Source organism: Streptomyces sp. NPDC004561 (genome assembly GCF_053602155.1).
In genome coordinates this window covers 1-12,753 of the sequence record NZ_JBSGDB010000246.1, presented here as the reverse complement: position 1 = coordinate 12,753, position 12,753 = coordinate 1, and the positions used below count along the sequence as shown (strand labels likewise).

General features: G+C 72.2%; 11 protein-coding genes and 1 pseudogene. 5 read left to right on the top strand and 7 right to left on the bottom strand.

From position 1 onward, the window contains the following. The 3 genes from ACWEN3_RS27660 to ACWEN3_RS27650 form a co-directional block, all read right to left on the bottom strand. A partial coding sequence (locus ACWEN3_RS27660; protein WP_452976153.1) for a DUF4865 family protein occupies window positions 1–132 on the bottom strand: 132 nt, incomplete at its 3' end. A gap of 25 nt (window positions 133–157) precedes the next feature. Next, a complete protein-coding gene (locus ACWEN3_RS27655) occupies window positions 158–553 on the bottom strand; it encodes a (R)-mandelonitrile lyase (RefSeq protein WP_452976151.1) in 396 nt (131 codons plus the stop codon). 4 nt (window positions 554–557) lie between these two features. Continuing rightward, window positions 558–1,148: a TetR/AcrR family transcriptional regulator gene (locus ACWEN3_RS27650; protein WP_452976149.1), complete on the bottom strand. Its 591-nt coding sequence runs from the start codon at window positions 1,146–1,148 to the stop codon at window positions 558–560. A 167-nt stretch (window positions 1,149–1,315) separates the two neighbouring features. On the opposite strand from ACWEN3_RS27650, the gene ACWEN3_RS27645 reads away from it, so the two are divergent. The 3 genes from ACWEN3_RS27645 to ACWEN3_RS27635 are packed head-to-tail and all read left to right on the top strand — an operon-like array spanning window position 1,316 to window position 4,910. Further along, entirely contained in the window at window positions 1,316–1,606 is a 291-nt protein-coding gene (locus ACWEN3_RS27645) for an SHOCT domain-containing protein (RefSeq protein ID WP_452976147.1), read from the top strand. After that, window positions 1,603–2,352: an ABC transporter ATP-binding protein gene (locus ACWEN3_RS27640; protein ID WP_452976145.1), complete on the top strand. Its 750-nt coding sequence runs from the start codon at window positions 1,603–1,605 to the stop codon at window positions 2,350–2,352. The genes ACWEN3_RS27645 and ACWEN3_RS27640 overlap by 4 nt, the downstream gene beginning before the upstream one ends. Continuing rightward, the gene (locus ACWEN3_RS27635; RefSeq protein WP_452976143.1) at window positions 2,349–4,910 is read left to right on the top strand and encodes an ABC transporter permease; all 2,562 of its coding nucleotides are present in this window, start codon (window positions 2,349–2,351) and stop codon (window positions 4,908–4,910) included. Before ACWEN3_RS27640 ends, ACWEN3_RS27635 begins: the two co-directional genes overlap by 4 nt. Before the next feature lie 431 nt (window positions 4,911–5,341). Here the strand turns inward: ACWEN3_RS27635 and ACWEN3_RS27630 are convergent. Then, window positions 5,342–5,830: pseudogene (locus ACWEN3_RS27630) on the bottom strand (ATP-binding protein); the annotation flags it as partial. 258 nt (window positions 5,831–6,088) lie between these two features. Beyond that, window positions 6,089–6,412, bottom strand: a complete 324-nt coding sequence (locus ACWEN3_RS27625; protein WP_452976141.1) for a hypothetical protein — start codon at window positions 6,410–6,412, stop codon at window positions 6,089–6,091. 304 nt (window positions 6,413–6,716) lie between these two features. Here ACWEN3_RS27625 and ACWEN3_RS27620 point away from each other — a divergent pair, with 304 nt between their 5' ends. Continuing rightward, window positions 6,717–7,841, top strand: a complete 1,125-nt coding sequence (locus ACWEN3_RS27620; RefSeq protein ID WP_452976139.1) for a PLP-dependent cysteine synthase family protein — start codon at window positions 6,717–6,719, stop codon at window positions 7,839–7,841. A gap of 163 nt (window positions 7,842–8,004) precedes the next feature. Here ACWEN3_RS27620 and ACWEN3_RS27615 read toward each other — a convergent pair whose 3' ends face one another. Together ACWEN3_RS27615 and ACWEN3_RS27610 are read right to left on the bottom strand one after the other, a co-directional pair. Then, complete coding sequence (locus ACWEN3_RS27615; protein WP_452976137.1) at window positions 8,005–8,466, bottom strand: SRPBCC family protein; 462 nt, start codon at window positions 8,464–8,466, stop codon at window positions 8,005–8,007. Window positions 8,467–8,601: 135 nt separating this feature from the next. After that, entirely contained in the window at window positions 8,602–9,522 is a 921-nt protein-coding gene (locus ACWEN3_RS27610) for an undecaprenyl-diphosphate phosphatase (protein ID WP_452976135.1), read from the bottom strand. A 416-nt stretch (window positions 9,523–9,938) separates the two neighbouring features. Between ACWEN3_RS27610 and ACWEN3_RS27605 the strand changes: the two genes are divergently transcribed. Next, window positions 9,939–12,590 carry a WD40/YVTN/BNR-like repeat-containing protein gene (locus ACWEN3_RS27605; RefSeq protein WP_452976133.1) on the top strand — a complete coding sequence of 884 codons (2,652 nt, stop codon included), beginning with the start codon at window positions 9,939–9,941 and terminating at the stop codon, window positions 12,588–12,590. Window positions 12,591–12,753 lie beyond the last annotated feature (163 nt).

The window sequence follows — 12,753 nt, the reverse complement described above, 5'->3', positions numbered from 1 at the left end:
CCCCAACACCCAGGCCTTCAGGCCGAGGCCGTCCCAGTCGTCGAGCAGGTGCCCGACCCGGGCCACCCGGGTGCGGACGATGTCCATGTCGTAGTCCGCCGGGAGCGTCAACTCGTACTGCAGGGCGTGCATGCCGGGTTCCTTTCTCTCAAGCGGGTCAGGCGGGGTATTCGTCGGCGGACACCTGCGCGTCCCACTCGGTGGTGGTGCCGTCGGCGGCGGCCTCCACGACCGCGAGGTGGGTCATGAAGGTGCGGGGCCCGGCACCGTGCCAGTGCCATTCGCCCGGCTCGATCCACACCGTGTCGCCCGCGCGGATCTCCTCCACCGCACCGCCCCTGCGCCGCACCAGCCCCTCACCCTCCAGGACGTGCAGCACCTGACCGTGCGGGTGCCGGTGCCAGGCGGTGTGGGCGCCTGGCGCGAAGTGGACGCTGAACATGCGCAGCCGCGAGGGTGCGGGCGGGGCGGCCACCTCGTCCAGCCAGACCGGGCCGGTGAAGTTCTCCGCCGGGCCCCGGGCGCTGTCGGGGCGCCGTCTGGTGATCTGCACGAAGTCACGTCTCCTGTCGGGGAGTTCGGGGTGCGAGAAGGGAGAGCAGACCGCGGACGCCCGTGTCGAAGGCTTCGGGGGAGCCGGCGGCGCGGGCGAGCACATAGCCGCCCTGCACGGTCGCGAGGACGGCCGCGCCGATCTCCCCGCCGTCCAGCTCGGGCGCGAACTGCCCCTCGCGCTTGCCCTCTTCGACGACCCCGGCGATCCGCTCCCGGACCCACGCGATCGTCTCGTCCACCGGCGCGCGCAGCTCGGCGCTGGCGATCACGTCCGGGTCCATGGTCAGCCGGCCGACCGGGCAGCCGCGCAGCACGTCGCGCTCGCGCAGCAGATACGCCTCGATGCGCTCGTACGGCGTGCCCGGGCCGCCCAGGACGCGCTCGGCCGCCGCCCGCAGTTCCTCGGCGGTCCGCCGGATCGCCGCCAGGGCGAGATCGGGCTTGCCCTTGAAGTGGTGGTACATGCTGCCCTGGCCGGCGCCCGCCCGCTCCAGGATCGCCTTGGGGCTGGTGCCCACGTAGCCGCGCTCCCACAAAAGCTCACGGGTGGACTCGATCAGTCGTTCCGAGGTGCTCATGCGATCACTGTACATACTAGTAGTTACAGTCCGCCAGTCCCTGGGGAGCAGCGGCCCGCCCCGCGCGTACTCCCCGGGAGGTACGCACACTGCCGCCGGCCGCACGACGACCCGGACCCGCCACCGGAGGGAGTCTCGGGACAACACCGAAAGACCCGGCCCGACAAGGGAGATGCACCGACATGCAGACACTGGCGAACTGGAACGGGGGACCCGGCCCGTGGATCCTCTTCTTCCCGCTGATCTGGGCGGCCGTCGTCATCGGCGCCGTCACCGTCCTGCGCCGCACCGCCTGGCGCGGCCGCGGCGGCCCCTGGCGGGCCGTGGCCGCGGCACGTCCGGCGGGCGACTCCCCGCTGGCGGTCCTCGGCCGCCGCTTCGCCTCCGGCGAGATCGACGAGGACGAGTACTGGCGCCGGCTGTCCGTCCTGGAGGAGCAGTTCGGCCGCACCGGCAAGGGCGGTGTGGCATGACCACGACGACCGCGGTACGGGCGGCGGCCCGAGTGGTGGACGCGGTGAAGGTGTACGGCGGTGGCGACACCGCCGTACACGCCCTCGACGGCGTCGACGTGGCCTTTCCCGCCGGCCGCTTCACGGCCATCATGGGCCCCTCCGGCTCCGGCAAGTCCACCCTCATGCACTGCGCGGCCGGCCTCGACACCCTCACCTCCGGCGCCGCCTACATCGGCGACACCGAGCTGGGCACGCTGGACGACCGCCGGCTGACCCTGCTGCGTCGCGACCGGGTCGGCTTCGTCTTCCAGGCGTTCAACCTCGTGCCGACGCTGACCGTCGCCGAGAACATCAGCCTGCCCCTGGACCTGGCCGGGCGGCGCGGCGACCGGGAGTGGATCGACGCGCTCGTCGACGTGGTCGGGCTGGGCGACCGGCTGCACCACCGGCCCTCGGAGCTGTCCGGCGGACAGCAGCAACGGGTCGCCGTGGCACGGGCGTTCGCCGGACGGCCCGACGTCGTCTTCGCCGACGAGCCGACCGGCAACCTCGACTCCCGCTCCGGCGCCGAGGTCCTCGGCCTCCTCGGCCGGGCCGTACGGCAGATGGACCGCACGGTCGTCATGGTCACCCACGACCCGGTGGCCGCCGCGCACGCCGACGAGGTGGTCTTCCTCGCCGACGGACGCCTGGTCGACCGGATGGAGTCACCGACCGCCGACCGGGTCCTGGACCGCATGAAGGCCTTCGAGGTGCGGACATGAACACCTCGCTCCGACTGAGTCTCGCCTCCCTGCGCGCGCACCGGCGCCGCTTCGCCGGCACCTTCCTCGCCGTGTTCCTCGGCGTCGCCTTCCTGACCGGCACCCTCGTCATGGGCGACACGCTCCGCGCGAGCTTCGGCAGCATGTTCGGCGAGGCCACCGGCGGCACCGACGCCGTCGTACGCGGCGCCGACGCCATCACCACACCCGGCCAGGCCCAGGGAGCACGGCGGCCCGTGGACACCTCCCTGGTGCGGACCGTCGAGCGGGTGCCCGGCGTGGCGGCCGCCGCCCCGGACATCCAGGGCGCGGGCCAACTCGTCGGCGCCGACGGCACACCCGTCGGCGGACAAGGACCGCCCACCCTCGCCGGCAACTGGATCACCGACACCCGGCTCAACCCGTACCGGATCGCCGCGGGCCGCGCCCCCGCCGCGCCGGGCGAAGTGGTCGTGAACCGGGGCGCCGCCAAGAAGGGCGGCCTGAAGATCGGAGACACCACCACCCTGCGCACACCGGACCCCGTGAAGGTGACCGTCGTCGGCCTCGCCACCTTCGGCGGCCAGGACGGCATGGCGCAGGTGACGTTCACCGGTATGACGCAGGCCGACGCCGAGAAGTACCTCACCGCACGGCCCGGCCTGGCCGCGAGCATCCAGGTCCGGGCCGAACCCGGGGTGAGCCAGCGGGAGCTGGTGAGGCGGCTGACCGCGGTCCTGCCCAAGGGCGTCGAAGCCGTCACCGGTCAGCAGTCGGCGCGCGAGAACACCGACATGATCTCCAGCCAGTTCCTGACCGTCTTCACCACCTTCCTGCTCGTCTTCTCCGGGGTCGCCCTGCTGGTCGCGACCTTCTCCATCCACAACACCTTCGCGATCGTGGTCGCCCAGCGCACCCGTGAGAACGCCCTGTTGCGCGCCCTCGGAGCCTCCCGGCGCCAGGTGACCGCCGCCGCCCTCGCCGAGGCCTGCGGGGTCGCGCTCACCGCGTCCCTCACCGGACTCGCGGGTGGCATCGGCATCGCCGCCGGACTCCAGGCACTGTTCCCGGCGATCGGTTTCCCGTTCCCGGACGGCGACCTGGTGATCAAGATGTTGATCATGGCCCTGCTGCTCGCGGTGGGCATCGTGGTCTGCCTCGGGTCCGCGCTGCTGCCGGCCCTGCGCGCCGGACGCACCGCCCCGCTGGCCGCCCTGCGCGAGACGGCCGTGGACGCCTCCGGCGCCTCCCGGAGCCGCGCGATCGCCGGCACCGTGCTCGGCGCCCTGGCGCTCGCCGCCACCCTCACCGGGGTCCTCGTCTCCCCGTCCGTGTGGCTCGCGGGAGCCGGCGCGCTGCTCGCCCTGGTGGCCTTCGTGGTCCTCGGCCCGGTCGCCGCCACCACGGCCGTACGGCTGCTCGGCCGCCCCCTCGACCGGCTGCGCGGGGTCACCGGCGGTCTCGCCCGGCGCAACGCCCTGCGCAGCCCGAAGCGGACGGCCGCCACCGCGAGCGCGCTGATGATCGGCGTGGCCGTGGTCTCCCTGTTCACCGTCTTCGGCGCCTCGCTGAAGGCCACGATGGACCGGACGGTGTCCCGTTCCTTCGCGGGCGACGTCGCCGTCAGCTCCCCGTCCTTCGGCGCGGGCGGCAGCGGGCTGAGCCCCCGCCTCGCCCCGGCGCTGCAACGGCTGCCCCAGGTCGGCACCGCCGTCGGACTCGGCCGCGGAGTCGCCGAAGTCGACGGCAGGGGCAGGGCCCTGACGGTCACCGACCCGGCCGCGCTCGCCCGCACCTTCGACCTCGGCACCGTCACCGGCTCCCTGCGCGACCTCGGCCCCCACGGCATCGCGATCGACCGGACGGAGGCCGGCCGTCAGCACCTGCGTCCCGGCGGCACGGCCCGGCTGACCTTCACCGACGGCAGCACGGAGAACTTCACCGTCCGCGCGGTCTACGGCCAGTCGCAGCTCGCCGGCGACTACGTCATCACCCGGGCCGCCTGGGCCCCGCACCGCACCCAGGACTCCGACAGCCTGATCGCCGTGACCTTCAGGCACGGCGTGAACGCCGACGCGGGCAAGGCCGCCGTGCGGAAGGTCGCCGCACGGTACGGCAACCCGTCCGTGCAGACCCGCGACGAGTACGCCCAGTCCTCGGCGGGCGGTATCGACATGATGCTGACCCTCGTCTACGCCCTGCTCGCCCTCGCGGTCGTCATCGCCCTGCTCGGCATCGCGAACACGCTCACCCTGGCCCTGCACGAACGCACCCGGGAACTCGGGCTGCTCCGGGCCGTCGGCCAGACCCGCGGCCAGCTCCGGGCCATGGTCCGCTGGGAGTCGGTCCTGGTCGCCGCCTTCGGCACGGTGGGCGGGCTCGGCCTCGGCGCCTTCCTGGGCTGGGTCCTCGTGAAGGCCTCCGACGGCGCGAGCGACACCGGGTTCGCCTTCGCCCTCCCGCCCGTACGCCTAGCGGTGGTCGCCCTCGTCGGTCTCACGGCCGGCGCCCTCGCGGGCCTGCGCCCGGCGAGGCGAGCGGCCCGCCTCGACGTCCTGCGGGCGATCGCCACGGAGTGAAGCCCCGCGGGGTGCAGGGGGTGACAGCCCACGCCGACGGCGCGCTCCGACGGAGAACAGCGCGCGGGGCGGGGCACCGGCCGCCCAAGGGAGGCGCCCCCGCCCGGTCAGCCGCGAACGGCCGACCGGGCGGGAACCTGCGTCCCGTTGACAGCCGGGGCGGGCGCCACGGGCGTCACGACAACGGCGGGACCCGGGGCGACGGCTGCCCCGGCCGTGGCGGAGGCCGCCGCGCCCACGGGTACCGGGGCCGCAGCGGACACCCCGGCGCCGACGGTGCTCGTAGGCACCCCGGGACTTCCATGGCCGACGGTGGCCGTACGGGCAACGGGAGCCGCGCTCGCGACCGGGGCTCCGGCGGTGACCGGAGCCCGCGCGGGGACCGGGGTCCCGGCTGGGGCGGAAACGCCGGCCGCGACCGGCGTCGCGACCGGGACGGGCGAGGTCGCCGGCGCCGTCCGTACGCCAGCCGGCCGGGCGGCCGGCTGCCGTTCCGGCGTACGGCGCGGTGCGCGGGCCAGGTGGGCGCGCACACCGGTCGGCGCGGGCAGCGTGAACCACACGACCTTGCCGTTCTCGCCGTCCGGCCGCGCACCCCAGCTCTCGCTCATCGCGGCCACCATCGCGAGGCCCCGCCCGCAGGTTGCCAGCGGCGTGGCGTCCACCGCGTCCGCACCGTCGGCCAGCACCGGAAGACGCGGATCGTGGTCGCGCACCGACACCGTGAGCCGCTCCGGCAGCAGCTCCAGCTCGACGGTGCACGACTTGTCGGGCCGGGCGTGCCGGTGCACGTTGCTCAGCAGCTCGGTCACACCGAGCGCGGCACGGTCTATCAACGGGTCCAGATGCCAGTAGCGCAACTGCGCAGATACGATTCTGCGGACCTGGCCGATCCGCGACGGCAGGGCTTGGAGCTCCACCGTGCAGTGCCTGCTTGGGTGACTGATCACGGCTGCGACTCCCCGATGTGAGGTCCGGAAGGAACCGGAAGAACACGGAGAACAACGGATCCAGCAGGGCCCCCCGTCGGTACGGCCGCCTGCTGTCGTGTCCGGCGGGCTGGTTCGCAGCGTTATCGCCGGTAAACCCAGAGTGACGTGAGAACAGCGTGACGCAGCGGATGCGCTCCCGCAACTCGCCGCGACCACGCGAGCATCACGCGGTGCCGCACGCACCGCTCAGCCGCCGCGCCCGGCCGCCCGGCGGACCGCCTCGATGAACCGCCGCGCCGCCGGCGGACCCGGCTCGCCCGGCGCGGGGTCCTGCTCACCCAGCGTCAGCAGGTACCGATTGCCGTTGAGGTCGGCGAGCGCCCTGCCGTCCGGCGAGAACCACGGCTTGGACGCGCGCACGGCCTGGACCGGCGCGCTGTCGATCTCGCTGCCGTAGCTGTTGAGCAACTCCAGCCTGCCGTCGCTGATCCGGACCTGCCCGGCCCGGGTGAGCGAGCGCATGCGCTTGCCGATCCGCACGCCCGTGGCCGTGAACTCCGGCTCCGCCATCCCTCGCCGCCCCCTTGCGCGTGCTCCCGTGGTCCCGTGTGCGTCCCCGTTCGGGACGATCGTCCCGACGCGTGCAGTCTGCCCCGATGAGGCGTGGAGCACCAGTAGACCGGGGCGCGTGCGACGGTCGCCCGGAGCACTCGCGCCAAATGCGCCCCCGGTCGCCTCGTACGTCTGTGCCCCAGCGCGCCTTTGGGCGGCTCAAAGATGCGTTTATGCAGGTGGGAAGCGGTGTGAAAGATGCCTATGCTCAAGATGCCGACCGCGTGAGGCGTCGTCGGCGGACAGCGTAAGGAGTCCCGCCGTGAGCACCACCCCACAGACCCGGACCGGCACCACACTCGACGTCGACCGCACCGACGCGACCTACCGCGACTGGCTGAAAGAAGCGGTGCGCAAGGTGCAGGCCGACGCCAACCGCTCGGCGGACACGCATCTGCTCCGCTTCCCGTTGCCCGAGCGGTGGGGCATCGACCTGTACCTGAAGGACGAGTCGACGCACCCCACCGGAAGCCTCAAGCACCGCCTCGCCCGCTCCCTGTTCCTCTACGGCCTCTGCAATGGCTGGATCCGCCCCGGCCGCCCGGTGATCGAGGCCTCCAGCGGCTCCACCGCGGTCTCCGAGGCCTACTTCGCCAAGCTGATCGGCGTGCCCTTCATCGCGGTCATGCCCCGCACGACGAGCGCCGAGAAGTGCCGCCTCATCGAGTTCCACGGCGGGCAGTGCCACTTCGTGGACGACTCCCGGAAGATGTACGAGGAGTCCGCCCGCCTCGCGGTGGAGACCGGCGGCCACTACATGGACCAGTTCACCTACGCCGAGCGGGCCACCGACTGGCGCGGCAACAACAACATCGCCGAATCCATCTTCCGCCAGCTGGAGTTGGAGCGGTTCCCGGAGCCGGCGTGGATCGTCGCCACGGCGGGCACCGGCGGCACGTCCGCGACCCTCGCGCGGTATGTGCACTACATGCAGTACGACACCCGCATCTGCGTGGCCGACCCGGAGAACTCCTGCTTCTTCGAGGGCTGGACCACCGGCGATCCGGACGTCACCTGCGACTGCGGCTCCCGGATCGAGGGCATCGGCCGGCCGCGCATGGAACCGAGCTTCGTGCCCGGCGCCATCGACCGCATGATGAAGGTGCCGGACGCGGCCAGCGTCGCCGCCGTACGGGCCCTGGAGCGGGCCATCGGCCGCAAGGCGGGCGGCTCCACCGGAACCGGGCTGTGGAGCGCCCTGAAGATCATCTCCGAGATGGTGGCCGAGGGCCGCACCGGCAGCGTGGTCACCCTGCTGTGCGACCCGGGCGACCGGTACCTCGACAAGTACTACTCGGACGCCTGGCTCACCGCCCAGAACCTGGACATCGCCCCGTACACGACAGCGATCGAGACGCTCCTGTCCACGGGCGCGTGGCCGGACTGAGCGCGCGCGGGCAGCGGTGCGCCGACCGGTTCTCCCTCAGGCTCGCTCGGTACCTCACCGAAGCCGCGCGCGGACTTGCTCGAGACGGCGATGCCACGACGGGGCTGGGCTGAAGACGAGGTCGAGGCTCGGCCCGCACGCCGGTCGATCGGCCCCCCGTCGGCTACCGCAGCCGCCGGTCCAGTCTCGCCGCGGCCCTGTGGAAGGCGCGGCCGACGCCCGGCCCGATGAGGCGGCATGCGAGGCGGAACGCGGCCGTGCCGTCGAGGGCGAAGGTCATGCGCACCCGGGTTCCGGTGCCGGCCGGAGTGAGCCGCCACTCCTCCACCCAGGCGCGGGCGCCCGGGGTGTTGGTCGCGTCGACGCGGTAGGCGTACACGTCCGGCTCCTTCGCCACGAGGACCGTCTCCTCGAAGCGGGCGCCGCCCCGCAGCCGGACCTCGCGCCCGCCCTCCGTCGGCCGGGCGGAGGCGATCGCCGGGAACCACTCCGGCCAGCCGGCCACGTCCTCGGCGAGGGCGCGGAAGACGGTGTCCGGCGCGGCGGTGAGATCCCGGCTGAACACCAGCCGTACGGGCGCGGACTCGACGAAGTCCGGTCCGACCGGACGCAGACGCTGGGCCATGGCGAGGAACCTCCTCGTGAAGTCCCCTGCGGAGGGCGGGGCGTTGGCCGACAGCATAGGTGACGGATCGTCAGATGTCCTTGGTGCTGTCGGCGGTTCCCCGTCGTCGAGCGATCCGCCCCGCCGGGCTCCCGGTCAGGCGACGGCGAAGTAGGCGAGGCTGCCGACTCCGGCCAGGGTGCAGTAGACGGCGAACGGGATCAGGGTCCGGTTCTCGAAGTACCGGACCAGGAAGCGGGTGGCGAGGTAGGCCGCGATGAAGGCGGCGACGCTGCCCGCCAGCAGGGGGCCGCGCAGGCCGTTGCCCTGGGCGCCGAGGAGCGGGGGCAGCTTGAGCAGTGCCGCGCCGCCGATCACGGGGGTGGCGAGCAGGAACGCGAAGCGGGCGGAGTCCTCGTGGTTGAGGCCCTTGAAGATGCCCGCGCTGATGGTGGAGCCGGAGCGGCTGATGCCGGGGAGGAGGGCGAGGATCTGGGCCGCGCCGATCGTCGCGGCCGTGCGCATGGTCATCCGGGTGATCCGCCGGTCCGAGAGCTCGTCCGGGCCCAGCTGCTCCTCTTCCGGCGTGACGGCGTCCTCCGCCCGCCTGCGGCCGGTCCCGCCGCGCCGCAGCTGCTCGGTGACGAAGAGCACGATGCCGTTGAGTGCCAGGAAGATCGCGGTCGGGACGGGCCGTCCGAGCGTCGTGCGGAAGACCTTGTCGAGCGCGACGCCGGCGATGCCGACGGGGATGCAGGCCGTGATGATCAGCCAGGCGAGCCGCTGGTCCACGGTCTGGATGCGGCGTTGGGTGATGGACGTGGCGAGTCCGCGGATGATCCTGATCCAGTCGCGCCAGAAGAAGACCACCAGCGCGAGCGCGGTGGCGAGGTGGAGGCCCACCAGTTCGTTGAGGTACAGGGACCCGTCGGCCGAGACGTCCAGGTCGTGCTTCCAGTGTCCGCCCAGGAGGGCGGGTATCAGGATGCTGTGCCCGAGGCTGGAGACCGGGAACAGCTCGGTCACGCCTTGCAGCAGGCCGACGCCTATGGCTTCGGGGTAGGTCAGGACGGACATGGATGGCCTTTGGCTCGGAATGCGGGTGGTAGGGCTTGGGGCGACGCTCGCGGCGGCTCCGGCCGGTCAGAATCTACTACATCTTGTAAAACAAGATCGTTCGAGCGAGAGTTGTTCATCTCGGTGGCCCGCAACGTTCACCTCCGCCTCCCTGGGGCGCGCCCGGGGCGGGCCGCTCGGGTTGCCGGCGGTGACGCGTGACCGGCCGGCTGCGCTGCAGTAGTGAGACGCGCCGTCGCTCCGTGGGTCAATGAGGGTATTTTTCCCAATTATTACGTTCATCGGCCAATAAAGTTGCTGTAAGGGTCTGTAGTTGAAGGAGTGAACGGGGTTACGGTTCCGGCGCTCGGCAGTAGGAGATCAGGTGCGGCCGTAGGGGCGGCCGCGGCTTACGCCGAAGAAGCCGGAGACAGTGCATGCGTGTGAATTCCGCACGGCGCAGATCGCGCCGCGGAGCGGAGAGCGGCGCCAGAACGGCACTTGCCGTCGCAGCCGCCGCACTTCTGATAGCGGGGACGGGACCCGTCGCCGCGTACGGAGTGGGCGAGACGGACTCCAGCCGCCACGACACGGCGGGCGACGAGTCCCACGAACTGATGGAATCCCTCGACTCGTTCAACGAGCCGAGGCTCGCGCCCGGCGGCCAGATCGCCCCTGGTGCGTACGCCGGCGCCTGGGCGCACATCAAGAACATGCCGGTCGCGTCCGGCAGTTGGAACGAGGTCACCACCTCGCCGTACAACGAGGACGCGCTGCACTACCGCGACCACTCGGCCTCCAACTCCGGTGGCGGCGCGGGCCATTCCGCGGGCCGTATCGCCGCCCTGGCCACCGACCCGACGCACCAGGGCGTGGTCTACGCCGGCGCCGCCGGCGGCGGTGTGTTCCGCTCCACCGACGACGGCAAGACCTGGACGCCGATCGCCGACCGGCTGCCCGCCCTGTCCGTGGGCGCCCTCTCGGTCGCGCCCGACGGCTCGCTGTGGCTGGCCACCGGCGAGGCCACCACCGCCTCCGACAACTACCTCGGCAGCGGCGTCTACCGTCTCGCGGACCCGGTCACCGGTACCTTCAGCGAGAGCGACAAGGTGGGCGGCACGGAGCTGGACTCCGCCTCCATCCACACCGTCACCTTCGACAAGGCGGCCGGCTACGTCTTCGCGGCCTCCTCGCACGGCCTCTTCCGGCGTGCCCTGTCGGCCGGCCAGTCCACCGCCTGGACCAAGGTCCTGGCACCCTGCGCGGGCGTCGGCATCAGCGGTGTGGGCTGCGGGGTGAACAGCCACTACGCGGACATCGCCAACGACATCGCCGTACAGCCCGGCAGCGACGGAACCAAGCTGCTGGCCAACGTGGCCTGGCGCAGCGGCGCCGACTACAACGGCTTCTACTACTCCGACGACGCGGGCAGCACCTGGACGCGCGCCAACCCGACCGGCGCGATCAACCCCGCCGAGATCGGCAACGCCTCGTTCGCCTACGCGGCCGACGGCAGCAAGCTGTACGTCTCGATGGAGTCCCCCAAGCTCCTCAACAAGTCCTCCGGCTCCGGGGTCTACTCGGTCCTGGCCGGCGTGTACGTCAGCGAGAGCGGCGACGCGAACGGACCGTTCAAGCAGATCGCCACGTCCTCGTCGCTGTCGGCGTCCGGCTCCGCGATGAAGGTCCACGAGATCGGCAGCGGCTACCAGCCCGGCTCCCAGTCCTGGTACGACCAGGTCGTCGCGGTCGACCCGAGCGACCCGAACCACGTCTACCTGGGCCTTGAGGAGATGTTCGAGTCCAGGAACGGCGGCGCCACCTGGAAGGCGGTCGGCCGCTACTGGAACTTCGGCATGTCCTGCTTCAGTTACGACCCGGCGCAGAACAGCTGCGACGGCGACGTGATGCACTCCGACCAGCACGCCCTGGCCTTCTCCCAGTGGAAGGGCAGCACGCCGGAGGTGTTCGTCGGCAACGACGGCGGCGCCTACGCCCGTCCGACCACGCAGACCACCGCCGGCTGGCGCAACCTCAACGAGTCGGGCACCCTGCGCGACCTCCAGTACTACTCGGTGCGCGCGGGCAAGATGACCGACGGCAGCGGCGAGGCCGTCTGGGGCGGACTGCAGGACAACGGCGTCTCGCTGCTCGCGCCCAAGGGCGCCACCTACCAGGGGCAGCAGCTGAACCCGGACGGCGAGATGGTCTCCCCGTACGGCGGTGACGGCGGCGACCAGCTGGTCAACCCCGACAACGGCTGCCAGACGGTCGGTGAGTACGTCGACCTCGCGCTGCAGATCACGAACAACTGCGGCTACACCGCGAGCGACGACGGCTCCGAGGACGTGATCACGAACATCGCGCCCGGCGACCCGGGTGCCCGCTTCACCGCCCCGTTCGGCGCGGACGAGACCGACCCGAACGGCCTGTGGGTCGCGGGCGGCCAGTACGTCTGGGGCAACACCGCGACCTGGAAGAGCACCTCGGGCGCCGACTGGACCAAGCTGTACGACCTGGGTGCGGGACACTCCGCCTCGGCGGTCGTCAGCCGCGACCATGTGACGTGGGCGGCCTGGTGCGGTCCGTGCTCCTCCGTGAGCGACTCCTTCGGGCGGGGCATCGCCACCAACTACGGCGGCACCTGGCACCAGGTGAACCTCCCCGCCGCCTTCCCGAACCGCTACATCTCCGGTCTGGCCGTCGACCCGTCCGACGCCTCCGGCAAGACGGTCTACGCGGTGATCAACGGCTTCTCGCGGCACTGGAACGAGGGCCCCGGCGCGGGCTACGGCCACGTCTGGCGGACGACGGACGGCGGCACGACCTGGACGGACGTCAGCGGTGACGCCTCGGCCACGGACTCCTTCCCCGACGCCCCGGCCAACTCGGCGCTGGTCACCAAGGACGGCACCCTCGTGGTCGCCACCGACCTGGGCGTGTTCACCAGCACCTCGTCCGGCCACTGGGCGCGCCTGGGCACGAACCTGCCCACCTCGCCGGCGGTCTACCTGTCGCAGAGCCCGGACGGCAGCCAGGTCTACGTGGCCACGCACGGCCGCGGCATCTGGAAGACCCGGACGCCGTAACGCCACTGACGGCTCGTCATAGCGCGATGCCGTCACGGTGACAGTGCGCCCGGGCTCGACCACGGAAGCGTGGGTCTGGTCTGCCATCCCGGGTGCTCTCAGTCCTTGTGGTGTGCTCGTGGGGGGTTCAGTTGTCCGGCGCGGGTGTCGCGCCCTCTCCGGC